20 protein-coding genes are annotated in these 21,972 nt (G+C 68.4%); 10 read left to right on the forward strand and 10 right to left on the reverse strand.

Annotated features, from left to right (window positions below; all coding sequences use genetic code 11):
* Position 1: 1 nt before the first annotated feature.
* The 3 genes from ACAM52_RS03960 to ACAM52_RS03970 form a co-directional block, all read right to left on the reverse strand.
* Positions 2–619 carry a TRAP transporter small permease gene (locus ACAM52_RS03960; RefSeq protein ID WP_369646180.1) on the reverse strand — a complete coding sequence of 206 codons (618 nt, stop codon included), beginning with the start codon at positions 617–619 and terminating at the stop codon, positions 2–4.
* Positions 620–657: 38 nt separating this feature from the next.
* Positions 658–1,572 carry a dihydrodipicolinate synthase family protein gene (locus ACAM52_RS03965; protein WP_369646181.1) on the reverse strand — a complete coding sequence of 305 codons (915 nt, stop codon included), beginning with the start codon at positions 1,570–1,572 and terminating at the stop codon, positions 658–660.
* Positions 1,573–1,868: 296 nt separating this feature from the next.
* Positions 1,869–2,645: an IclR family transcriptional regulator gene (locus ACAM52_RS03970; protein WP_369646182.1), complete on the reverse strand. Its 777-nt coding sequence runs from the start codon at positions 2,643–2,645 to the stop codon at positions 1,869–1,871.
* Positions 2,646–2,804: 159 nt separating this feature from the next.
* On the opposite strand from ACAM52_RS03970, the gene ACAM52_RS03975 reads away from it, so the two are divergent.
* Genes ACAM52_RS03975 through ACAM52_RS03985 form a run of 3 tightly spaced genes read left to right on the forward strand, consistent with a single transcriptional unit; the run spans position 2,805 to position 6,357 of the window.
* Positions 2,805–4,460, forward strand: coding sequence for an OPT/YSL family transporter (locus tag ACAM52_RS03975; protein ID WP_369646183.1), 1,656 nt, complete (start codon positions 2,805–2,807; stop codon positions 4,458–4,460).
* Positions 4,461–4,502: 42 nt separating this feature from the next.
* Entirely contained in the window at positions 4,503–5,552 is a 1,050-nt protein-coding gene (locus ACAM52_RS03980) for a DUF917 family protein (protein WP_062473363.1), read from the forward strand.
* 13 nt (positions 5,553–5,565) lie between these two features.
* The gene (locus ACAM52_RS03985; RefSeq protein ID WP_369646184.1) at positions 5,566–6,357 is read left to right on the forward strand and encodes an aspartate/glutamate racemase family protein; all 792 of its coding nucleotides are present in this window, start codon (positions 5,566–5,568) and stop codon (positions 6,355–6,357) included.
* 74 nt (positions 6,358–6,431) lie between these two features.
* Here ACAM52_RS03985 and ACAM52_RS03990 read toward each other — a convergent pair whose 3' ends face one another.
* A complete protein-coding gene (locus ACAM52_RS03990; protein WP_369646185.1) occupies positions 6,432–8,732 on the reverse strand; it encodes an NADP-dependent malic enzyme in 2,301 nt (766 codons plus the stop codon).
* A gap of 220 nt (positions 8,733–8,952) precedes the next feature.
* On the opposite strand from ACAM52_RS03990, the gene ACAM52_RS03995 reads away from it, so the two are divergent.
* Positions 8,953–10,293 (forward strand): NAD(P)/FAD-dependent oxidoreductase, encoded by a 1,341-nt coding sequence (locus tag ACAM52_RS03995; protein WP_307637763.1) that lies wholly within the window; start codon positions 8,953–8,955, stop codon positions 10,291–10,293.
* 2 nt (positions 10,294–10,295) lie between these two features.
* On the opposite strand, the gene ACAM52_RS04000 is transcribed toward ACAM52_RS03995, so the two are convergent.
* The 3 genes from ACAM52_RS04000 to gcl are packed head-to-tail and all read right to left on the reverse strand — an operon-like array spanning position 10,296 to position 13,827.
* Complete coding sequence (locus ACAM52_RS04000) at positions 10,296–11,207, reverse strand: 2-hydroxy-3-oxopropionate reductase (RefSeq protein ID WP_369646186.1); 912 nt, start codon at positions 11,205–11,207, stop codon at positions 10,296–10,298.
* A gap of 23 nt (positions 11,208–11,230) precedes the next feature.
* Entirely contained in the window at positions 11,231–12,016 is a 786-nt protein-coding gene (gene hyi / locus ACAM52_RS04005; RefSeq protein ID WP_369646187.1) for a hydroxypyruvate isomerase, read from the reverse strand.
* 17 nt (positions 12,017–12,033) lie between these two features.
* Entirely contained in the window at positions 12,034–13,827 is a 1,794-nt protein-coding gene (gene gcl, locus ACAM52_RS04010; protein WP_369646188.1) for a glyoxylate carboligase, read from the reverse strand.
* Positions 13,828–13,938: 111 nt separating this feature from the next.
* On the opposite strand from gcl, the gene ACAM52_RS04015 reads away from it, so the two are divergent.
* Positions 13,939–14,841 carry a LysR family transcriptional regulator gene (locus tag ACAM52_RS04015; RefSeq protein WP_062473378.1) on the forward strand — a complete coding sequence of 301 codons (903 nt, stop codon included), beginning with the start codon at positions 13,939–13,941 and terminating at the stop codon, positions 14,839–14,841.
* Positions 14,842–14,996: 155 nt separating this feature from the next.
* Here the strand turns inward: ACAM52_RS04015 and ACAM52_RS04020 are convergent, their stop codons facing one another.
* Together ACAM52_RS04020 and ACAM52_RS04025 are read right to left on the reverse strand one after the other, a co-directional pair.
* On the reverse strand, positions 14,997–16,352 hold the full coding sequence (locus tag ACAM52_RS04020) for an LLM class flavin-dependent oxidoreductase (protein WP_369646189.1): 1,356 nt from the start codon (positions 16,350–16,352) through the stop codon (positions 14,997–14,999).
* Positions 16,349–17,182: a MetQ/NlpA family ABC transporter substrate-binding protein gene (locus ACAM52_RS04025; protein WP_369646190.1), complete on the reverse strand. Its 834-nt coding sequence runs from the start codon at positions 17,180–17,182 to the stop codon at positions 16,349–16,351. The genes ACAM52_RS04020 and ACAM52_RS04025 overlap by 4 nt, the downstream gene beginning before the upstream one ends.
* 131 nt (positions 17,183–17,313) lie before the next feature.
* Between ACAM52_RS04025 and ACAM52_RS04030 the strand changes: the two genes are divergently transcribed.
* A complete protein-coding gene (locus ACAM52_RS04030; RefSeq protein WP_369646191.1) occupies positions 17,314–18,015 on the forward strand; it encodes an aspartate/glutamate racemase family protein in 702 nt (233 codons plus the stop codon).
* A 263-nt stretch (positions 18,016–18,278) separates the two neighbouring features.
* On the opposite strand, the gene ACAM52_RS04035 is transcribed toward ACAM52_RS04030, so the two are convergent.
* Positions 18,279–19,205, reverse strand: a complete 927-nt coding sequence (locus ACAM52_RS04035; protein ID WP_369646192.1) for an alpha/beta fold hydrolase — start codon at positions 19,203–19,205, stop codon at positions 18,279–18,281.
* A gap of 118 nt (positions 19,206–19,323) precedes the next feature.
* Between ACAM52_RS04035 and ACAM52_RS04040 the strand changes: the two genes are divergently transcribed.
* The 4 genes from ACAM52_RS04040 to ACAM52_RS04055 all read left to right on the forward strand — a co-directional run bounded on the left by ACAM52_RS04040 (position 19,324) and on the right by ACAM52_RS04055 (position 21,964).
* Positions 19,324–20,385: an aldo/keto reductase gene (locus tag ACAM52_RS04040; RefSeq protein WP_062469984.1), complete on the forward strand. Its 1,062-nt coding sequence runs from the start codon at positions 19,324–19,326 to the stop codon at positions 20,383–20,385.
* Between the two features lie 17 nt (positions 20,386–20,402).
* Positions 20,403–20,894 carry an aminoacyl-tRNA deacylase gene (locus ACAM52_RS04045; protein ID WP_369646193.1) on the forward strand — a complete coding sequence of 164 codons (492 nt, stop codon included), beginning with the start codon at positions 20,403–20,405 and terminating at the stop codon, positions 20,892–20,894.
* Between the two features lie 73 nt (positions 20,895–20,967).
* Positions 20,968–21,603: a glycerol-3-phosphate 1-O-acyltransferase PlsY gene (plsY, locus tag ACAM52_RS04050; protein ID WP_070062403.1), complete on the forward strand. Its 636-nt coding sequence runs from the start codon at positions 20,968–20,970 to the stop codon at positions 21,601–21,603.
* Positions 21,604–21,610: 7 nt separating this feature from the next.
* Positions 21,611–21,964, forward strand: a complete 354-nt coding sequence (locus tag ACAM52_RS04055; protein ID WP_070062404.1) for a RidA family protein — start codon at positions 21,611–21,613, stop codon at positions 21,962–21,964.
* Positions 21,965–21,972 lie beyond the last annotated feature (8 nt).

Raw genomic sequence — 21,972 nt, forward strand, 5'->3', positions numbered from 1 at the left:
TTCAGTTCACGGCGTCCGCGTTGGCGACATGGAACTCGTCATGCGTGCGCTTGGGCTGCAGGCCGAGGTCTTCGAGGAGGTTGGCCAGCGCATGCACGCTGAGGGTGAGCGCGAAGATCGGCAGGATCAGCTGCACCACCCACGTCGGCCAGTCGAGCGTCTGCGTGCGCTCGGTGTAGAGAAAGTTGAAGCTCTCGGCCGCGAATTCCTTCGCGTCGAAGCCGTGGCGCACGATGCCGGCCGGGTCCATCCACAGCCAGCACATCGCGAGCAGGGCCAGCCCGAGCAGCAGCACGCCGCCCGAGGCGCTGGCCTTGGCGACGCGTGCGGCCCGGGTGCCGAGCTTGTCGGTGAGCAGGGTCACCGCAAAGTCCAGCCGCAGCCGCGTCATCGCCGACGCACCGATGAAGGTGAGCCAGACCACGCAGTACACCGAGGCCTCGTCCACCCAGTAGAGCGGAAAGCCGCCGTAGCGCGTGACCACGTTCAGCAGCACCAGCACGATGAGCAACCCCATGAGGCTGCTGAGCAGGTGGCGCTCGCAGCGCAGGACGAGGTCCGACGCGTCGAGCACGCGGCGGGACAGGCCGCCGCTTTCTTTCAAGGCGTTTTCTTGCATGGTGTTCTGGGCCTTGCGGTGCGTCGTGCGCGCGGCGATTACATGACCGACTGGTACTGCGCGGGCCGCGTGGCCAGCGCCTTGGCGACGACCTTCTCGATGAAGGCGCGCTCTTCGCCGATGAGCGGCAGGCGCGGGCGGCGCATGTGCTCGGTGCCCACGCCGACCAGCAGGTCGATGAGCTTGAGGTTCTGCACCAGCTTGGTCGACACGTCCAGGTGCAGCATCGGCGTCATCCACTGGTACAGCTTCAGGGCTTCGGCGAATTTGCCCGCCTTCATCAGGTCGTACAGCGCCACCGTCTCGCGCGGGAAGGCGCAGCCCACACCGGCCAGCAGGCCGTCGCAGCCCAGCGCCAGGCCTTCGTAGGCCAGGTCGTCCACGCCCAGGAACAGCTGGTAGCGGTCGCCCACGGTGTTGCGCAGGTCGGTGATGCGGCGGATGTCGTCGGTGCTTTCCTTGATGGCGGCGATCCACTCGCAGTCGGCCAGCTCGACCATGTGCTCGGGCTTCAGGTCCACGCGGTAGGCCACCGGGTTGTTGTAGACCATGATGGGTTTCTGGGCCGCGTTGGCGATGGTGCGCACGTTGAGCATGGCTTCGCGCGCGTCGGCCACGTAGATCACCGAAGGCATGACCATGTAGCCGGCCACGCCCAGCTTGTTGGCACCGTCCACGTAGCGCAGGGCTTCGCGGGTGCTGGTCTCCGACACGTTGGCCAGCACAGGGATGCGGCCGTCGGCGGCTTCGAGGGCGATCTTGGCGACCTGCAGTTTCTCTTCGAGCGTCAGCGTGCTGGCTTCACCGAGCGAGCCGCAGGTGACGAGGCCGTGGATGCCGTTGCGGATCTGGAAGTCGATGTGGCGGGCGGTGCCCTCGGCGTCGATGCTTTCGTCGGCGTGGAACTTGGTGGTGATGGCGGGGAAGATGCCTTGCCAGCGGGGATTGCTCATGGGTGCGTACCTCGAAAAAAGAAGAAAAGGGCGCTGCGGACAGCGGTCGAAACCAGGGCTTGAAGGCTTGGTTTTTAAATATATTAGTAAGATATGAGAAATATCTGCTCAGGGTATTAGCAGATTGCATGCCAGCCGAAATGGTGGTTGGAGGCGTCTGAAAGGGGCGGTCGGGAGCCTGGAGGCACCGCCTTGGCGCACCCTGCGCACCGAGGCGCCTCACGATGCGGCGGACGAAAAAAAGCCCCGCAGCGGCGAACGCGGCGGGGCGTGTGTGGCTTGCGCCGGCGCGGTGCTCAGGTCGGGGTCGTCGCCCCGAAGCCCAGCCAGTACGGATCGCCCACGCGCTTGCCCACGCTGCTGGCGGCGTCACGCACGGTGGCGCCGAAGCGCTCCACCAGCGCCTCCGACAGCTGCTCCGCCGGCAGCGCGATGCCGAAGGCGTAGGTCTGGCGCGTGGCGGGGTCGAGCACCGCCGACGAGATGCCCGCCACGTTCGTCACGTACTCGCCGCGCGACAGGGCCCAGCCGGTGTCGCGGATCACGGCCAGTCGCGCCAGCAGGTCCTTGCGCGTCTTCGGTGCGTGGCCGCGGCCCTGGTCGAGCTTGGTGCCGATCAGGGCGCTCACTTCGTCGTCGTCCAGGCGGGCCAGCAGCGCGCGGCCCATGGCGCTGGAGTAGGCGGGTGCGCGGCTGCCCGGCGGCGTGTAGATCTGCAGCGCGCCGGCACCGGTGCGCATCTGGATCACCAGCGTGTCGGCCCCATCGAGCACGTTGATGTAGCCCGTGCAGCCCGTCTCGCGCACCAGCGCGTCGAGCGCTTCCTCGACCAGCGAGGCCGTGTTGCGCGAGGCGCGGAAGTGGTACGAGGCTTCCATGATCACGCCGCCCGGTCGGTAGGCGCGCGTGGCCGCGTCGCGGTCCAGGAAGCCGTAGCCGGCCATCATGCTCAGCGTGCGGGAGGCCGAGCTCTTGGGCAGGCCCAGCTCGGTCACGACGTCCGTCACCGTGATGTCGCGGCGCAGCCGCGCGATCAGCTTCAGGACGTCCATGGCGTTGGCAAGGGTGCTCATCGTGTTCGGTGGGTTGGGGTGGGGATCATAGGTTCGGCGCCGGTGCGTCTTTCGGCCGACCCGGGTGAACGCCCGCTTGACAGCCGAAAGTACGGTTTTATCATTCAGTTCAAGTTTATTGGACATGGTTCCAAAATATGGAACTAACAAGGAATGACCATGCACCATGAAGTGACCGCCGTCGCGCCGCTGGAAGACAAGGGCGCCGGGCACACCGCGTTGCCGCCGACCGCACTGCACCCCAAGGCGCTCGCGCCCGCCAACCTGATCCTCACGGTGGTGCTGAGCGTGTTCGGCGCCATCGTCGGCATCCAGATGCTGGCCAGCCTGGGCATCACGCCGAGCACCTCGCTGATCGGCGCGCTCGCGGCCATGACGCTGGCGCGCGTGCCGCTGGCCATGTTCCGGGGCTTTCGCTCGGTGCATGCGCAGAACCTCGCGCAGACGAGCATCTCGTCGGCCACCTTCGGCGCGGCCAACAGCCTGTTCCTGCCCATCGGCATTCCCTTCCTGTTCGGCCTGCCGCAGATGGTGGTGCCGATGCTCATCGGCGTGAGCCTGGCGATGCTGCTCGACGCCTGGCTGCTATACCGCATGTTCGACACGCCCGCCTTCCCGGCGAAGAACCCGTGGCCGCTGGGCATCGCCGCGGCCGAGGCCATCAAGGCGGGCGACGGTGGCGGCAAGCAGGCCTGGCTGCTGCTGGGCGGGCTGGCCACCGGCGTGGCGGGCGCGGTGTTCAAGCTGCCGATGTCGGCCTTCGGCGTGGCACTGATCGGCGGGCTGGGCGCCATGACCGCCTTCGGCATCGGGCTGCTGGTGCGCGGCTATTCGGCGCCGCTGTTCGGCTTCGACATCGGCACGCGCTACGTGCCGCACGGGATGATGATCGGCGCCGGCCTCGTGGCGCTGGTGCAGGTGGCGCGCGTGGTGCTCAGGAAGCACGGGCGCTCGGCCGACAGCACCGCCACGACGAAGGAAGCGCTGGCCGAGGCCCGCGGCGCCAGCGTGCTCGGCCGCTCGCTCAAGCTGGGCGGCGCGGGCTACCTCGCGATCATGGTGCTGCTGTGCGCGGGCACCGGCATCTACACCGGCATGTCGCCGGGCATGCTGGCCTTGTTCATCGTGTACGGCACCTTCGCGGCCTTCGTGCACGAACTCATCGTGGGCATCGCGGCCATGCACTCGGGCTGGTTCCCGGCCTTCGCGGTGGCGCTGATCTCGTTGCTGCTGGGCATCCTGATCGGTTTTCCGCCCGAGGCGCTGGTGGTGCTGGCCGGCTTCTCGGCCGCCACCGGCCCGGCCTTTGCCGACATGGGCTACGACCTCAAGGCCGGCCACCTGCTGCGCGGCGAGACCTCGGGCTCGGCCTTCGAACTCGAGGGCCGGCGCGAACAGATGATTGCCGGTATGGTCGGCTTCGGCGTGGCGATCGTGGTGGTCGCCTGCGCGTACCCGCTGTTCTTCGCCAACCACCAGACCGCGCCGATCAACGCCGCCTACGTGGCCGCCATCAAGGCCGGCATCTCGGGCGAGACCGCGCGCAACCTCGCGCTGTGGGCCGTGCCCGGTGCGCTGCTGCAGCTGGCGGGCGGGCCGCGCCAGCAGCTGGGCGTGCTGTTCGCCACCGGCCTGCTCATCGCCAGCCCGATGGCCGGCTGGATGGTCGCGGCCGGCATCGCCTGCCGGCTCGCGGTGCACGGCGTGCTCGGCGCCGCCGCGCGCGAACGGCTCGAGGTGTTCGCCGGCGGCGTCATCGCGGGCGACGCGCTCTACAGCTTCTTCTCGGGCGCGGTGAAGAGCCTGCGCAAGTAGTTTTCCTTCTTTCCTTTCATCACACACACAGGAATCGAATCCATGAAACGCAATCTGACCAGCGACGACGTCCGCGCGGCCATCTGGGGCGGCGCCATCCTCGGCGGCGGGGGCGGCGGGCTCATCGCGGCGGGCGAACGCGCCGCACGGTTGGCGCTGCAGGTCGGCACGCCGCAGCTGTGGAGCGTCGACGAGTTCGACGACGCCGCGCTCACCGCCACCATGGCGCTCGTGGGGGCGCCGGCCGCGCCCGATCCGCACGTGCAGCCGGCGCACCTGCTGCGCACGCTGGAGCTGCTGCGGCGCGAGCTGCCGGCGGGCCAGAAGCTGGTCGCGCTGCATGCCAACGAGAACGGCGCCGAGACCACGGTCAACGGCTGGTTCCATGCCGCCATGACCGGCCTGCCCGTGATCGACCTCGCGTGCAACGGCCGCGCCCACCCCTCGAGCGTGATGGGCGCGCTGGGCCTGCACACCGAGCCCGACTACCTCTCGGTGCAGGCCTACGCGGGCGGCGAGCCGCACCGCTACGTCGAAGGCGTGGTGTCGGGCCGGCTCGAGCAGACCTCGGCCGTGGTGCGCCGCGCGTCGGTGGAGGCGGGCGGCCTGGTGGCGGTGGCGCGCAACCCCGTGACCGTGGGCTACGCGCGCCAGCACGGCGCACCGGGCGCCATCAGCCACGCCATCGCGCTGGGCCAGACCTTTCTCGACGGCGGCGTCGATGCCGTGGCCCGTTCGCTCGACGGCCGCCTCGTCGCCGAGGGCACGGTGCGCAGCTACCGCTGCGAGCAGCAGGAAGGGCTGGACGTCGGCGTGGTCGAGCTCGACGACGCGGCCGGCACCACGCTGCGCTTCATCAACGAGTACATGCTGCTGGCGCAGGGCGGCGAGCGCATCGCGCGCTTTCCCGACCTGATCATGACCTTCTCGGACGACGGCCAGCCCGTGGTGTCGGCGCATGTGCGCCAGGGCGCGCGGCTGCGCGTGCTGGTGGCGCCGCGCGCGCGGCTGCTGCTGTCGCGCACCATGTTCATGCCCGAGCTGTACCGGCCGCTCGAGAAATCGCTGGGCGAAGCCTTCGCGCCGGCCTGAACGGAGACACGCAATGGCACTGCGCATCCGCTGGATCCGGGCCGTCGGCAACGACACCTACAACGCGCGCTTCGCGCAAGAGTTTGCCGAGGTGAAGAACCCCGGCACCGAGGTCGAGGTGGTGTCGCTGCGCAATGCCTCGGTGCAGCACCACGTCGAGTACCAGAGCTACGAGGCGCTGCTGGGCGCCGACATCGTGCGCGCCGTGCGCGACACCGCGCAGCAGGGCTTCGACGCCGTGGTGGTCGGCTGCTTCTACGACCCGGTGCTGGTCGAGGCGCGAGAGATCTCCGGCCAGACGGTGGTGGTCGCGCCCTGCCAGGCCTCGTTCGAGGTCGCGTCCAACCTGGCGCAGAAGGTGTCGGTGATCGTGGGCCGGCGCAAGTGGGTGCCGCGCATCGAGGCGCGCGTGCGCGAGTACGGCCATGCGCATCTGATCGCCTCGTTCCGCGCGCTGGAACTCGGCGTGGAAGACTTCCAGCGCGACCGCGACGAAACCGTGCGCCGCATGATCGCGCAGGGCCGCCGCGCCATCGACGAGGACGGCGCCGAGGCGCTCATCCTCGGCTGCACGCTCGAGTTCGGCTTCTACCGCCAGCTGCAGGACGCGCTGGGCGTGCCCGTCATCGATTCGGCGCTGGCCGCCTTCAAGCGCGCCGAGGCGCTGGCCGACATGAAACAGCGTTTCGATTGGAAGCCCAGTCGCGTCGGCGGCTGCGAGCCGCCGCCTGAAGACAAGGAGCTGCTGGCCTGGAATGTGTTCGACCCGGCCGACGTGCCCGTGGCGTCCCCCGTGCGCGCCTGAGCATTGCGCCATGAAAAACGCCCCGCCGCGGAGACCGCGACGGGGCGTTGTGTTTCATGGAGGAAACGTCGGCGTCAGTCCTGGGACTTCACCTTCGCCACGGCCAGCGCCGTCATGTTGATGATGCGGCGCACCGTCGCCGAGGGCGTCAGCACGTGGGCCGAGCTCGCGCCGCCCAGCAGGATCGGGCCCACCGTGATGCCGTTCGCGCCGGTCATCTTCAGCACGTTGTAGAGGATGTGGGCCGAGTCGAGGTTCGGGCACACCAGCAGGTTGGCCTCGCCCGTGAGCGTGGTCTCGGGCAGGGCGGTGCGGCGGATCTCGTCGGACAGCGCGGCGTCGCCGTGCATCTCGCCGTCGCACTCGATGTCGGGTGCCATCTGCGAGAACAGGTCGCGCGCCAGGCGCATCTTGCGCGCCGAGCCGCGGCTGGAGGTGCCGTAGTTCGAGTGCGACAGGAAGGCCACCTTCGGCGGCAGGCCGAAGCGGCGCACCTCTTCGGCGGCCATCACGGCGATGCTGGCCAGCAGTTCGGCGCTCGGGTCTTCGTTCACGTTGGTGTCGGTGATGAACACCGTGCGCTTCTCGAGCGTGAGCGCGTTCAGCGTGGCGAAGCCGGGCGCGCCGCGCTTCAGGCCGATCAGGTTGCGGATGTGCTCCAGGTGCACGTCGAAGCGCCCGACCAGGCCGCAGATCATCGCGTCGGCATCGCCCAGGTGCAGCATCAGCGCGGCGATGGTCGTGTTGGAGCGGCGCACCATGGTCTTGGCGGCCTCGGGCGTGACGCCGCGGCGGCCCATGAGCTTGTGGAAGCTCTCCCAGTAGGTGCGAAAGCGCGGATCGTCTTCCGGGTTCACGATCTCGAAGTCGGTGCCGGGGCGGATGTGCAGGCCGGCCTTCTGGATGCGCGCCTCGATCACGGCGGGGCGGCCCACCAGGATGGGCTGGGCCAGGCCTTCGTCGACCGCCCACTGCGCGGCGCGCAGCACGCGCTCGTCCTCGCCCTCGGCGTAGGCCACGCGCTTGGTGGTGGAGATCTTGGCGGCGCTGAACACCGGGCGCATGAACATGCCCGTCTGGTAGACGAAGCGCGTCAGGTGCTGGCGGTAGGCCTCCATGTCCTCGATCGGGCGCGAGGCCACGCCCGAGGCAGCGGCCGCCTTGGCCACGGCCGGCGCGATGCGCAGGATCAGGCGCGAGTCGAAGGGCTTCGGGATGATGTAGTCGGGGCCGAAGGCCAGCTCCTGGCCTGCGTAGGCGGTGGCCACTTCTTCGCTGATGTCGGCCTTGGTGAGGTCGGCAATTTCGCGCACGCAGGCCAGCTTCATCTCTTCCGTGATCTTGCTCGCGCCGCAGTCGAGCGCGCCGCGGAAGATGTACGGGAAGCACAGCACGTTGTTGACCTGGTTCGGGTAGTCCGAACGGCCCGTGGCAATGATGCAGTCCGGGCGCACGGCCTTGGCCAGCTCGGGACGGATCTCGGGCTCGGGGTTGGCCAGCGCCAGGATGATCGGCTGCGTGCCCATGGTCTTGACCATCTCGGCGCTCATGACGCCGGGGGCCGAGCAGCCCAGGAACACGTCGGCGTCCTTCACCACGTCGGCCAGGGTGCGGGCACCGGTGTCCTTCTGGGCGTAGCGGGCCTTCGATTCGTCGAAGCCGCCTGTGCGGCCCATGTAGATCAGGCCCTTGGAGTCGCAGGCGTAGATGTTGGCGGGCTTGGCGCCCAGGCCGACCATCACGTCCAGGCAGGCGATGGCGGCAGCGCCGGCGCCCGAGACGGCGATCTTGACGTCCTCGATCTTCTTGCCGACCAGTTCCAGGCCGTTGAGCAGCGCTGCGGCCGAGATGATGGCCGTGCCGTGCTGGTCGTCGTGGAACACCGGGATGTTCATGCGCTCGCGCAGCTTCTTCTCGATGTAGAAGCACTCGGGCGCCTTGATGTCCTCGAGGTTGATGCCGCCCAGCGTGGGCTCCAGCGCCGCGATGATGTCGACCAGCTTGTCGGGGTCGTTCTCGGCCAGCTCGATGTCGAACACGTCGATGCCGGCGAATTTCTTGAACAGGCAGCCTTTGCCTTCCATCACGGGCTTGGAGGCCAGCGGGCCGATGTTGCCCAGGCCCAGCACGGCGGTGCCGTTGGTGATGACGCCCACGAGGTTGCCGCGGGCGGTGTATTCGGCCGCGAGCGCGGGATCTTCCGCAATGTCGAGGCAGGGGTAGGCCACGCCCGGCGAATAAGCCAGCGACAGGTCGCGCTGGTTCAGCAGGGGCTTGGTGGGGGTGATCGAGATCTTGCCCTTGACGGGCGAGCGGTGGTATTCGCGCGCTGCTTCTCGAAGTGCTTCTTCAGCGGGGGACAGGGATGCAGCCATTTGAAAAGTCTCCTAGGTTCTGGCGGGCAATGAGGCTACCGCAAAAGCGCGGCCTCTTCTCTCGGGGGGAACGACGAGACCCTCTATCTTCCGCCTGATCGAGAGGGTCTGCCGACTCGCTAAACTTCAACACCCCCGTTTCCGGGGGGCAAATCCGTGCCGCACGGGCGGTGCGGCGAACCAACGTCCACAACCACAGAACAACACGGAGGGACATCGAATGACACCCGGACCTTTCACCGGCACCGAGCCGGACGTCGTGGTCATCGGCGGAGGCCCTTCGGGCTCCACGGTGGCCGCCTTGCTCGCAGACAAGGGCCACGACGTGGTGCTGCTCGAGAAGGCGCAGCACCCGCGCTTTCACATCGGCGAATCCTTGCTGCCGATGAACATGCCGCTGTTCGACCGGCTCGGCGTGCGCACCGAGGTCGAGGCCATCGGCCTGCGCAAGCACGGCGCCGAGTTCGTCTCGCCCTGGCACGACCACAGCAGCCACTTCGACTTCGGCCAGGCGATGGACAAGAGTTTTCCCTACGCCGTGCACGTGCGCCGTTCGGAGTTCGACGAGCTGCTGTTCCGCCACGCCGGCAAGCGCGGCGCGCGCACCTTCGAGGGCCGGCGCGTCACCGGCGTCGACATGGACGCCGGCAAGGGCACGCCCGACAACCGGGCGCTGGTGAAGGTCAAGGCCGACGACGGCACCGAGACCGAATGGCGCCCGCGCTTCGTGATCGACGCCAGCGGGCGCGACACGCTGCTGTCGAACCAGTTCGACGCCAAGCAGCGCAACCGCAAGCATGCGAGCGCGGCGCTGTACGGCCACTTCGCCAACGCCGAGCGCCGGCCGGGCCGCTTCGAGGGCAACATCTCGCTCTTCTGGTTCGACCACGGCTGGTTCTGGTACATCCCGCTGAAGGACGGCACCGTGAGCGTCGGCGCCGTGGCCTCGCCGGCCTACTTCAAGCGGCGCCAGGGCGCTTCGCTCGAGGACTTCCTGATGCAGACCATCGCGCTGGCGCCCAAGCTGGCTGCGCGGCTGAAGAACGCCACGCTCATGGAAGGCGCCACCACCACCGGCAACTACGCCTACGACTCCAAGTTCTGCCGTGGCGACCGTTTCATGATGGTGGGCGACGCCTATGCCTTCGTCGACCCGATGTTCTCCTCGGGCGTGTACCTGGCGATGAACAGCGGCTTCGAGGCCGCGACCTGCGCCGACCACTGGCTCAAGGGCGAGGCGAAGGAGGCCGAGAAGGCCTTCCGCCATTACGAGAAGGTGATGAAGCACGGGCCGAAGATGTTCTCGTGGTTCATCTACCGCATCACCTCGCCCGCCATCCGTCGCCTGTTCATGGCGCCGCGCAACATCTGGCGCATGCAGGAGGCGCTCCTGTCCATCCTGGCCGGCGACCTGTTCCGCAACACGCCCATCGGGCCGCGCTTCTGGGGCTTCAAGGTAACGTACTACGCGTCGTGCATCGGCATCCTGCCGCAGGCCGTGAAGACCTGGGCATGGCGCCGACGCAACCTGAAAGAGTCTCTCGAGACTGCAAAAAGCTAGGTTCAGTCGGGTGATACGGTGTGCTGGGCGAGGGCTTCGAGGGCCTTCACCAGCGCCGAGTGGTCCAGCTGGCCGTAGCCCATCGCCGCGCAGGCGTTCATCAGCTGTGCTGCGTTCGCGGTCTGCGGCAGCGCCACGCCCAGCGAACGGGCGCTTTGCATCGCCAGGTTCAGGTCCTTCTGGTGCAGCGCGATGCGGAAGCCCGGCGCGAAGGTGCGCTTGATCATGCGTTCGCCGTGCACTTCCAGAATGCGCGAGCTGGCGAAGCCGCCCATCAACGCCTGGCGCACCTTGGCCGGGTCGGCGCCGGCCTTCGAGGCGAACACCAGGGCTTCGCTCACGGCGGCGATGTTCAGCGCCACGATGATCTGGTTGGCCACCTTGCAGACTTGGCCGTCGCCCGCGCCGCCCACCAGCGTCACGTTCTTGCCCATCTTGTCCAGCAGCGGCTTCACGCGGCCGAAGGTACCTTCGTCGCCGCCGCACATGATCGTCAGGCTCGCGGCCTTGGCGCCCACTTCGCCGCCCGAGACCGGCGCATCGATGTAGCCGGCGCCCAGTGCCACGATGCGGCGCGCGAATTCCTTGGTGGCGATCGGGTCGATGGAGCTGCAGTCCACCACGATCTTGCCCTGCGAACCCTTCAGGCCGTCGGCCACGCCTTCCGCGCCGGGGGCGCCGAACAGCACCTTCTCCACGTCCGGGGTGTCGGGCACCATGATGAAGACGATGTCGGCCTTGCGCGCCACTTCGGCGGCCGAGCCGCAGATGGTGGCCTTGGAGACGAAGGGCTCCGGCGTGTTGCCGTGCGTGTTCACGAAGAGTTCGTGGCCTGCGTCGAGCAGGTGGCCCGCCATGGGGGCGCCCATGATGCCCAGGCCGATGAATCCGATTTTTTGTGCTGCAGTGGTCATGTCTCTGTTTCCTTCGTGAACGTTCATTGCTTCTTCGTGAGGGCTTCGCGCCAGCCGAGGCCTTCGACGGTGGTGGCGCGGGGCTTGTATTCGCAGCCGATCCAGCCGTCGTAGCCCAGCGCATCGATGTGCTGGAACAGCCACGGGTAGTTGATCTCGCCCGTGCCCGGCTCGCCGCGGCCCGGGTTGTCGGCCAGCTGGATGTGGCCGATGCGCGCCAGCTGCTTGGTGAGCGTGTTGCCCAGCTCGCCTTCCATGCGCTGTGCGTGGTAGATGTCGTACTGCACGCGCAGGTTGTTGGAGCCCACCTCGTCGATCAGTGCCAGCGCCTGGTCGGTGCGCGTGAGAAAGAAGCCGGGGATGTCGAAGGTGTTGATCGGCTCGATCAGCAGGCGCAGGCCCGCGGCTTCGAGCTCGCGCGCTGCCAGGCGCAGGTTCTCGACCACGGTCTTGTGCGCGGCTTCGGTGCTCACGCCTGCCGGCACCTTGCCGACCAGGCAGTTGAGTTGCGGGCAGCCCAGCGCCGTGGCGTAGTCGATGGCCAGCGCGATGCCTTCGCGGAACTCGCCGGTGCGGTCCGGGTGGCAGGCGATGCCGCGCTCGCCCTTGTCCCAGTCGCCGGCCGGCAGGTTGTGCAGCACCTGCTGCAGGCCGTTGGTGCGCAGGGCGGCCGTGAGTTCCTTCTTGTCGAAGGGGTAGGGGAAGAGGTACTCCACCGCCTTGAAGCCGGCCTTGGCGGCCGCCTCGAAGCGCTGCATGAACGGCAGCTCGGTGAAGAGCATCGTGAGATTGGCTGCGAACTTGGGCATGTCTTTCGTCTCCTCGATCAGTCCAGCATCGCCACTGCGAGGGCGGTCGGTGCGTCGGCCGTGCTTTCGGCCAGCGGTTCGAATTCGTTGATGGCGTCGATCTCGGTGCCCATCGCGATGTTGGTCACGCGCTCCAGCATCACCTCGATGACGACCGGCACCTGGAACTCGGCCATGAGCGCTTCGGCGCGGGCGATGGCGGGCGCCATCTCTTCCTGCTTGTGCACGCGGATCGCCTTGCAGCCCAGGCCCTCGACCACCTTGAGGTGATCGACGCCGTAGCTGCCTTCGATGCCGGCGTCGGCCGGCGCGTTGATGTTGTCGAACGCCAGCTGCACGCAGTAGTCCATCTCGAAGCCGCGCTGCGACTGGCGGATCAGGCCGAGGTACGAGTTGTTGACCACGATGTGCAGGTAGGGCAGCTTGAACTGCGCGCCCACGGCCAGCTCTTCGATCATGAACTGGAAGTCGTAGTCGCCCGAGAGCGCGACGATCTTGCGCGTCGGGTCGGCGGCGCGCACGCCCAGCGCGGCGGGAATGGTCCAGCCCAGCGGGCCGGCCTGGCCGCAGTTGATCCAGTGGCGCGGGTTGTACACGTGCAGGAACTGCGCGGCCGCGATCTGCGACAGGCCGATGGTGCTCACGTAGCAGGTGTCGCGTTCGAGGTGGTTGTTCATGCACTGGTACACGCGCTGCGGCTTCATCGGCACGGTGTCGAAGTTGGTCTTGCGCAGCAAGGTCTTCTTGCGCTCGCGGCATTCGCCGGCCCAGGCGCCACGGTCGGCGAGCTTGCCGGCGGCCTTCATTTCCTCGGCCACTTCGACGAAGAGCTCGAGCGCGGCCTTGGCGTCGGAGACGATGCCGAAGTCGGGCGTGAACACGCGGCCGATCTGCGTGGGCTCGATGTCCACGTGCACGAAGGTGCGGCCCTTGGTGTAGACGTCGACCGAGCCGGTGTGGCGGTTGGCCCAGCGGTTGCCGATGCCGAGCACGAAGTCCGAAGCGAGCACGGTGGCGTTGCCGTAGCGGTGGCTGGTCTGCAGGCCGCACATGCCGGCCATGAGCGGGTGGTCGTCGGGAATGGCGCCCCAGCCCATGAGCGTGGGGATCACCGGCACGCCGGTGGCTTCGGCAAAGCGCACGAGCAGGTCGGAGGCGTCGGCGTTGATGATGCCGCCGCCGGCCACGATCAGCGGGCGCTCGGCCGCCTGCATCATGCCGATGGCCTTCTCGATCTGGGCGCGCGTGGCGGCCGGCTTGTAGGGCTTGAGGGGCTCATAGGCGTCGATGTCGAACTCGATCTGCGCCATCTGCACGTCGAAGGGCAGGTCGATGAGCACGGGGCCCGGGCGGCCCGAGCGCATGAGGTGGAAGGCCTGCTGGAACACCTGCGGCACCTGGCCGGGTTCGCGCACGGTGACCGACCACTTGGTGACGGGCTTGGAGATCGACTCGATGTCGACCGCCTGGAAGTCTTCCTTGTACAGGCGGGCACGCGGTGCCTGGCCGGTGATGCAGAGAATGGGAATGGAATCGGCCCAGGCCGAGTACAGGCCCGTGATCATGTCGGTGCCCGCGGGGCCCGAGGTGCCGATGCACACGCCGATGTTGCCGGCCACGGCGCGGGTGTAGCCCTCGGCCATGTGCGAGGCGCCCTCGACGTGGCGCGCGAGGATGTGCGAGATGCTGCCGCGCTGGCGCAGGGCCGAGTACAGCGGGTTGATTGCCGCGCCCGGCACGCCGAAGGCCTGCGTGACGCCTTCTTTTTCCATCACCAGAACTGCGGCCTGGACCGCTGTCATCTTTGCCATTTGAAAGTCTCCTTGAGGTGGCCTCACTGTAGGAAGCGGGGCGCATTCCAAGAAGACGGCTGGGGGCCATAAAACCTATTCCGTAGTGGAATAACTGGCTACCATCCGGCCATGGACCGTCTATTGGCAATGGAAATGTTCGTGCGCGTGGTCGAGACCGGCAGCTTCTCGAAGGCGGCGCGCGAGTTCAACACCACGCAACCCACCGTGACCAAGCAGGTCGCGGCCACGGAGGCGCGCCTGAAGGTGCGGCTGCTCAACCGCAACACGCGCGGCGTGAGCCTCACGGAGCCGGGCGCGCTGTACTACGAGAAGTGCAAGACCATCGTGCGCGACGCCGAGGAGGCCGACAGCATCGTGCAGCTGCGCCAGAACCAGGCGCAGGGCCTCTTGCGGGTGGGCACGTCGGTGGCCTTCGGGCGGCGCGTGGTGGTGCCGCTGGCGCTGGAGTACATGCGCCGGCATCCGCAGGTGCAGCTGGACCTGAGCTTCGAGGACCGCTATGTCGACCTCATCGCGCAGGGCATCGACGTGGCGATCCGCATGGGCAAGCTGGCCGACTCGTCACTGGGTGCGCGCTACCTGGGCGCGAACCCGTGGGTCATGGTGGCGTCGCCGGCCTACCTGAAGAAGCACGGCACGCCCAAGCGCGCGCAGGACCTGAGCGCGCACGTGGCGCTGATCTACAGCAGCGTGGTGGGCGATGAGTTCTGGCGCATGCACACGCCCAAGGGCGATCCGGTGACGGTGCCGGTGTCGGGGCGCTTCCGGTCGAACAACCTGTCGGCTGTGCTGGCTGCGGCGCGTGACGGACTGGGCATTGCGTTGATGCCGCGCTATGTGGCGAGCGAGTCGCTGGCGGCGGGGAAGGTGAACGCCGTCCTTGGGGACCATGCGCTGCCGGAGCAGGAGATCCACGCGGTGTTTCCTTCGCCGAAGTTGGTGCCGGGGAAGGTGTCGGGGTTTGTGGCCTTCTTGCAGGGGCGCTTTGACGAGGGGTGGTGGGAAGCCTGAGCCGACTGTTCGGGGCGCGTGCCCAGGCCACCGGGTACTTCCCTCCGCGAATGTCCCCCGGCCTGCGGCCTCCTCCTTGATTTCGCTGCGGGAAGCACCCAGTGTCCTGGGCACAGGGCACGCTGTGGGTGTTCGCCCTGCGTGAGTGGCCGCCTTCAGGCTGCAAGCCGTTGCGCCGCCCGCCCTGCAGGCCTGGCCAACCCGAGGTGGTCGCGCAACGTGCGCCCCTCGTATTCGGTGCGAAAGATGCCTCGCTTCTGCAGGATCGGCACCACGCCCTCCACGAAGTCTTGCAGCCCATGCGGGAGCGCATCGGGCATCAGGTTGAAGCCGTCTGCCGCACCGCCCTTGAACCAGCGCTCGATGTCGTCGGCGATCTGCTCGGGCGTGCCGACGATCACGCGGTGCCCGCCGCCGCCCGCGAGTTCGCGGATCAGCTGGCGCACCGTGTAGCCGTGCGTGCGCCCGGCGGCGACCACGGCGTTGAAAAAAGTGTGGTTGCCGTTGCCATTGCCGGGCAGCGGCAGGTCGTCGGGCAGGCGCTCGTCGAGCTTGAGGCGGTCGGGCGTGATGCCCAGCGTGCCGGCCAGGCGCGTGAGGCTGTAGTCCCAGGGGATCAAATCGACCAGCGCGTCGCGGCGGCGAAGCGCCTGCGCTTCGGTGGCGCCGACGATGGTGGTGAGGCCGGCCAGCACCTTCACCGCGTCGGGGCCGCGGCCCAGCTCGGCGGCGCGGGTCTTGAGGGCGCGTGCGTAGGCCTGCGATTCTTCGAACGATTGCGAGGCGGAGAACACGGCTTCGGCATGGCGCGACGCGAGCTCGCGTCCATCCGCCGAGGCGCCGGCCTGCACCAGCACCGGGTGGCCTTGCGGCGGGCGCGGCAGGTTGAGCGGGCCCTGCACCGCGAAGTGCTCGCCGCGGTGCGCGAGGGCGTGCACCTTGGCCGGGTCGATGAAGCGGCCGGCGGCCTTGTCGCCCACGAAGGCGTCGTCTTCCCAGCTGTCCCACAGCGCCTTGACGATGTCGGCGAACTCGGAGGCGCGGGCGTAGCGCTTGGCATGGTCGGGCGTGGTGTCCAGGCCGAAGTTGCGCGCCGAGGGCAGGTCGGCCGTGGTCACCATGTTCCAGCCGGCACGGCCGGCGCTCACGTGGTCGAGCGTGGCGAAGCGGCGTGCGAGGTTGTAGGGCTCGTTGTAGCTGGTGGAAGCGGTGGCGATGAGGCCGATGTGCGTGGTCGCGGCGGCCACGCAGGCCAGCAGGATGGTGGGCTCCAGCGCGGTGATCGGGCGGAAGTGGATCTGGTCGACGATGGCCGCGTTGTCGGCCAGGAACACGGCGTCGAGCTTGGCGGCCTCGGCGATCTGCGCGGTGCGGATGTAGTGCTGGATGTCGGCGAACGCCCACGGGTCGCTCTCGGGCAGGCGCCAGGCCGAGGGCACGAAGCCGGAATGCAGGATGTTGACGTTGAGGTGCAGCTGCCTGCGCGGCGCGGTGTTGTGGTTGTTGCTCATTGGCTGAAGTAGTCCGGCAGCCGGTAGCCCGCCCACACGGGGTTGGCCTTGAAGAACTTCTGGAATTCGGGCGACTGGTAGGCGGTGGCGATGTCTTTCGCGAACTTCGCGTTTTCGTTGCTGCGCCTGACCGCCACCACGTTGACGTAGGGCAGCGTCATGTCTTCGAGCTTCAGCGCCTCGGTGAGCTTCAGGCCCGAGGCCACGGCGAAGTTGCCCTGCACGGCCGCGAGGTCGGCGTCGGCCAGCGAGCGCGGCGCCTGCGCGGCGTCCAGCGGAACGATCTTCAGGCGCTTGGGGTTGTTGGTGATGTCGCGCTCCGACACGCTCAGCGGACTCACGCCCGGCTTGAGCGTGACCCAGCCGATGGCCGCGAGGATGTTGAGCGCGCGCGCCGCATTCACCGGGTCGGCCGGCAGCGTGACGGTGGCGCCGTCGGGCACGGTGTCGAGCGTCTTGTGGCGGCGCGAATACAGGCCCATGGGCGGCGTCGGCACATGCACCACGGGCACGAGGTCGAAGCCCTGCTGCTTGTTGGTGGCGTTCAGGTACAGCGAGTGCTGGAAGATGTTGGCGTCGATCTGCCCGCGCTCCACGGCGTCGTTGGGCTGCACGCCCTGGCTGAACTCGACGTACTTGATGCTGTAGCCCAGCTTCTTCAGCTGGGGCTCGATGCCGTGGGTGAAGGCGTCGCGGTAGGGGCCCGGCATGAAGCCGACGCGCAGGTCGTCCGCGTGGGCGGGGGGCAGCAGCAGCAGGCTCAGTGCGAGCCCGCCGGACAGCGGGGCGAGGCGGCGCAGCCACGAGGGCGCGCGCGAAAGGGAAGGCATGGCGACAACTCCGGGAGACGGCAAGGGGAGTCGGGCACTCTAGGACGCACGCTGCGCGCCGCGAACGAAGATTTGCGCGCTTGCATATCCGCAGGCCGGATAAACCGCGCCGGCTTTTGTAGGATGCGCCCATGACCCTGCACATCGGAATCGTCGGCTGCTCCGCCGAAGGCGCGGCGCTTTGCTACAAGACCATCTGCATCGAGGGCGCGGCGCTGCTCGGCCCGCATGCGCACCCCGAGGTGTCGATGCACACGCCCTCGCTCGCGGAGTACACGCGCTGCCTGGACGCGGGCGACCTGGCGGGCGTGGGCGAGTTGATGCTCGGCTCCTCGCACAAGCTCGCCGCGGCGGGCGCGGATTTCCTGGTCTGCCCTGACAACACCATCCACCAGGCCTTCGACCACGTGGCGCCGCATTCGCCGCGGCCCTGGCTGCACATCGCCGAGGTGGTGGCCGACGAGGCCGTGCGCCGGGGCTTTCGCCGCATCGGCATCACGGGCACGCGCTGGCTGACCGACAGCGAGGTGTATCCCGAGAAGCTCTCGGCGCGCGGCCTCGAATATGTCCGCCCCACCGTCGAAGAGCGCGCCGAGATCGGCCGGATCATCATGGACGAGCTGGTCTGCGGCATCTTCAAGCCCGAGGCCGTGGCGACCTTCCAGCGCGTGATGCAGCGCCTGAAGGACGAGGAGGGCTGCGACGCGGTCGTGCTCGGCTGCACCGAGATTCCGCTGATCATGAGCGATGCGAATTCGCCGTTGCCGACGCTGGATTCGACGCGGCTCTTGGCGCGCGCGGCCTTGCGCCGCGCCACGCAGAAGGCCGACTAGGGCCTGTTCACCCTATTTCTGGCGTCGCGAAGGTCTGCCACGGCGGGCCAATCAAGGCGCGTGACACCGCGTGTGCATGCGCACACGCAAGGAGCGCAACGCCGAGTGGCCCGCCGTGGCAGACCTTCCCTTCGGGTTGGCTGGCAAAGGGGCCGTCTGCGGCGTTGCCCGCGCTTGCAAGGCAGAAGCCTTGCTGCGCACGGGCGCCTTGCAGCCAGCCCCTTTGCCAGCCAACGCGACGCCAGAAATAGGGTGAACAGGCCCTAGGCCAGGAAGTCTTCGATCAGCTGCGCCACGCGCTGCGGCTGGTCGTGGTGCAGCATGTGGCCCGCGTCGGCCAGCTGCTCGATGCGCACCGAGGGCACGGACTTCAGCCGCTCGTGGAACTCGGCGAGCGTGTAGCGGGCCTTCCACCAGCCGTGCAGGCTGTCGTCCGAGGCCTCGACCATCAGCGTCGGCGCAGTGATGCGCGCGTACAGCGCCAGTGTTTCGTCGACGCGGAAGATGTTGGCGTTGACGATCTTGTGCGCGGCCTCGCCGAGGATCTGCCAGCGCGCGCTGCCGTCGGGCTGGGCCTGCGGCGCCGACCAGTGGCCGGCCAGCCAGTCGGCCTTGTCCTGTGTGAGGCGCGGGTTGGTCTTCATGAGGCGGCGCGCCACGCCGTCCACCGCCGAATAGCCCGCGAGCGCCTTCTCGCCGCGGTGCAGGCCCTTGAGCTCGTCGATCCACTGGCCGTAGCGCGCGGGCGCCTCGTCGGGCTGGCGCGCGGGCATCCCGAAGCCCTCGAGGTTGACGAGGCGACGGATGCGCGCCGGGCGCACGCCCGCGTAGTGCATGGCGACGTTGCCGCCCATGCTGTGGCCCACGAGGTCGACCGGGCGGGCATCGTCACCTTCGCCGGCGTAGTGGTCGAGCAGCCATTCGAGGTCGGCCAGGTAGTCGGGCAGCCAGTAGTTGTCGACGCCGCCGCCGTCGGTGAGGCCGAAGCCGCGCCAGTCGGGGGCGATGATGAAACGGTCGTCCTTCAGCGCATCGACCACGAACTGCCAGGAGGCCGCGACGTCCATCCAGCCATGCACCAGCACCAGCGGCGGGCGCTCGCTCGACGGTTGCCCCCAGAGGCGGACGTGGTAGTTCAGGTTGCGCACGGGCACGAATTCGCTGCGCGAGGGGCGGAGGGCTTGGTACATATGGCGCTCGATGATACGGAGAGGCCGCGCCGCGCGCAGTCCGCCACAGGACAGGGCGGCACTCGGTTTCTCGGGGCCGGGGCAGCGCCTGCCGCGCGGGCGCGCTAGCATTCCGCGCATGAAAAAGATTCCACTCGGTCAGAGCGACCTCCACGTCACCCCGATCTGCCTCGGCACCATGACTTTCGGCGAGCAGGTCGACGAGCCCACCGCCCACGCCGTCCTGAACCGTTCGCTCGAGCGCGGCGTCGACTTCATCGACACGGCCGAGATGTACGCGGTGCCGGCAAGCAAGGAAACCTGCGGCGCGACCGAAACCATCATCGGGAACTGGTTTGCGGCCAACCCCGGCACGCGCCAGAAGATCACGCTGGCCACCAAGGTGGCCGGCCCCTCGCGCGGCATGCCCTGGGTGCGCGAAGGCACGGGCATGACGGCGGCCGACATCGAGGCCTCGTGCCACGGCAGCCTGCGCCGCCTGCAGACCGACGTGATCGACCTGTACCAGATCCACTGGCCCGAGCGCCACGTGCCGGTGTTCGGGAACATCCACTACAACCCCGAGAAGGAAACCTCGCAGACGCCGATCCACGACCAGCTCGAGGCGCTGGGCAAGCTGGTGAAGGCGGGCAAGGTGCGCACCATCGGCCTGTCGAACGAGACGCCCTACGGCGTGCACGAGTTCGTGCGGCTGGCCGAGCAGCACGGGCTGCCGCGCGTGGTGTCGGTGCAGAACGTCTACAACCTCGTGAGCCGCGCGCACGAGAACGCGCTCGACGAGACCATGCACCGGCTCGGCGTGTCGCTGCTGGCGTACTCGCCGCTGGCCTTCGGCCTGCTGACGGGCAAGTACGACCAGAGCGGCATCGAAGGCCCCGACGCGCCGAAGGGCGCGCGCATCTCGAGCTACGAGTCGGTGCGTAAGCAGCGCTGGGGCAAGCCTGACGCGCTGCGCGCGGCGCGGCGCTACAACCAGCTCGCGCGCGACCACGGCCTGAGCCCCACGCAGCTCGCGCTGGCCTTCTGCTACACCAAGTGGCAGGTGGCGAGCACGATCATCGGCGTGACCTCGGTGGCGCAGCTCGACGAAGACCTGGACGCCTACGGCACGACGCTGTCGGCCGAGGTGCTGGCCGAGATCGACAAGATCCGCCTGGACATCCGCGACCCCGCCGCCTGACCCGAACAAGTGAGCAAGTGAGCAAGAAAGCCCACGTTTCCGAGACGCCCGCCACCCAGCTGCTGCGGGCGAACAAGGTCGCCTTCACCGAGCACCCCTACGAGTACCAGGAGCACGGCGGCGCCCAGCACAGCGCGCAGGTGCTGGGCTTCGACCCGTTCACCGTGGTCAAGACGCTGGTGATGCAGGACCAGGACGCCAGGCCGCTGATCGTGCTGATGCACGGCAACCGCACGGTGTCGACCAAGAACCTCGCGCGGCAGATCGGCACCAAGTCGGTCGAGCCCTGCAAGCCCGAGGTGGCGCAGCGCCACAGCGGCTACATGGTGGGCGGCACCTCGCCCTTCGGCACGCGGCGCGAGATGCCGGTCTACATCGAGTCGAGCGTGCTCGAACTGCCGAAGATCGCGATCAACGGCGGGCGGCGCGGCTACCTCGTGGGCATCGATCCGCAGGTGTGCGTGACGCTGCTGGGCGCCAAGCCCGTGCAGTGCGCGCTGGCAGAATAGCCGGCGTTTGCTTTTTCCCGCCGGGCGTGCAGGCCGGCGGCGCACAACAACAATCCGTTCCCCGGAGACCGCCTTGAGTTTCGATCTGCCTTCCCTCCTTGCCATCGTGGCGTCGTACCTGATCGGTTCGCTGTCGTTTGCGGTCATCGTGAGCAAGTCGCTCGGCATGGCCGACCCGCGCAGCTACGGCAGCGGCAACCCCGGTGCCACCAACGTGCTGCGCTCGGGCAACAAGGGCGCCGCGCTGGCCACCTTGCTGCTCGATGCGGCGAAGGGCTGGCTGCCGGTGTTCCTGATCCGCCAGTTCGGCGCGCAGTGGGGGCTGGGCGAGGGCGTGGCGGCGCTGGCGGGCCTGGCGGCCTTCCTGGGCCACCTGTACCCGGTGTTCTTCAGCTTCCAGGGCGGCAAGGGCGTGGCCACGGCCGCCGGCGTGCTGGTGGGCATCGCACCCTGGCTGGGGCTGGCCACGGGCGCGACCTGGCTGATCATCGCGATCTTCTTTCGCTATTCGTCGCTGTCGTCGCTGGTGGCGGCGTTCTTCGCGCCGGCCTACTACCTGCTGGGTGGAAACATTGCGTGGCCACTCGACCGCACGGTGCTGATTGCGATCATCATCATGAGTCTGCTGCTGATCTGGCGGCACCGCGAAAACATCCGCCGGCTCGCGGCCGGCACGGAGTCGAAACTCGGCTCGAAGAAAAAGGCTTGAACTCACCATGGCATCCATCACCCGCTTCCACGTCGGCCCGCGTCTGTCCGAGACCGCGGTGCACAACGGCACCATCTACCTCGCGGGCCAGGTGCCCGACGACACCACGCAGGACATCCGCGGCCAGACCGCGCAGGTGCTCGGCATGGTCGACCGCCTGCTGGCCGAGGCCGGCAGCGACAAGTCGCGCATCCTCATGACGCAGATCTTCCTGGCCGACATCGGCGACATCGGCGCCATGAACGAGGTGTGGGACGCGTGGATTCCGGCCGGCAACACGCCGCCGCGCGCGACCGTGGAGGCCAAGATGGCCAACGCGGCTTACAAGATCGAGATCGTCGTCACGGCCGCGCAGGCCTGAGGCCGGAT

It is taken from the genome of Variovorax sp. V118 (genome assembly GCF_041154445.1).
Lineage (GTDB): Bacteria > Pseudomonadota > Gammaproteobacteria > Burkholderiales > Burkholderiaceae_C > Variovorax > Variovorax boronicumulans.

Excerpts from the sequence above, each read along its gene's own strand:
- ACAM52_RS04020 (WP_369646189.1), bottom strand. The coding sequence starts at position 16,352 with ATGAGCAACAACCACAACACCGCGCCGCGCAGGCAGCTGCACCTCAAC.
- hyi (WP_369646187.1), bottom strand. The coding sequence starts at position 12,016 with ATGCCCAAGTTCGCAGCCAATCTCACGATGCTCTTCACCGAGCTGCCG.
- ACAM52_RS03995 (WP_307637763.1), top strand. The coding sequence starts at position 8,953 with ATGACACCCGGACCTTTCACCGGCACCGAGCCGGACGTCGTGGTCATC.
- ACAM52_RS03975 (WP_369646183.1), top strand. The coding sequence starts at position 2,805 with ATGCACCATGAAGTGACCGCCGTCGCGCCGCTGGAAGACAAGGGCGCC.
- ACAM52_RS04015 (WP_062473378.1), top strand. The coding sequence starts at position 13,939 with ATGGACCGTCTATTGGCAATGGAAATGTTCGTGCGCGTGGTCGAGACC.
- ACAM52_RS03985 (WP_369646184.1), top strand. The coding sequence starts at position 5,566 with ATGGCACTGCGCATCCGCTGGATCCGGGCCGTCGGCAACGACACCTAC.
- ACAM52_RS03990 (WP_369646185.1), bottom strand. The coding sequence starts at position 8,732 with ATGGCTGCATCCCTGTCCCCCGCTGAAGAAGCACTTCGAGAAGCAGCG.
- ACAM52_RS04025 (WP_369646190.1), bottom strand. The coding sequence starts at position 17,182 with ATGCCTTCCCTTTCGCGCGCGCCCTCGTGGCTGCGCCGCCTCGCCCCG.
- ACAM52_RS04035 (WP_369646192.1), bottom strand. The coding sequence starts at position 19,205 with ATGTACCAAGCCCTCCGCCCCTCGCGCAGCGAATTCGTGCCCGTGCGC.
- ACAM52_RS04055 (WP_070062404.1), top strand. The coding sequence starts at position 21,611 with ATGGCATCCATCACCCGCTTCCACGTCGGCCCGCGTCTGTCCGAGACC.
- ACAM52_RS04040 (WP_062469984.1), top strand. The coding sequence starts at position 19,324 with ATGAAAAAGATTCCACTCGGTCAGAGCGACCTCCACGTCACCCCGATC.
- gcl (WP_369646188.1), bottom strand. The coding sequence starts at position 13,827 with ATGGCAAAGATGACAGCGGTCCAGGCCGCAGTTCTGGTGATGGAAAAA.
- ACAM52_RS03970 (WP_369646182.1), bottom strand. The coding sequence starts at position 2,645 with ATGAGCACCCTTGCCAACGCCATGGACGTCCTGAAGCTGATCGCGCGG.
- ACAM52_RS03960 (WP_369646180.1), bottom strand. The coding sequence starts at position 619 with ATGCAAGAAAACGCCTTGAAAGAAAGCGGCGGCCTGTCCCGCCGCGTG.
- ACAM52_RS04030 (WP_369646191.1), top strand. The coding sequence starts at position 17,314 with ATGACCCTGCACATCGGAATCGTCGGCTGCTCCGCCGAAGGCGCGGCG.
- ACAM52_RS04000 (WP_369646186.1), bottom strand. The coding sequence starts at position 11,207 with ATGACCACTGCAGCACAAAAAATCGGATTCATCGGCCTGGGCATCATG.
- ACAM52_RS03965 (WP_369646181.1), bottom strand. The coding sequence starts at position 1,572 with ATGAGCAATCCCCGCTGGCAAGGCATCTTCCCCGCCATCACCACCAAG.
- ACAM52_RS03980 (WP_062473363.1), top strand. The coding sequence starts at position 4,503 with ATGAAACGCAATCTGACCAGCGACGACGTCCGCGCGGCCATCTGGGGC.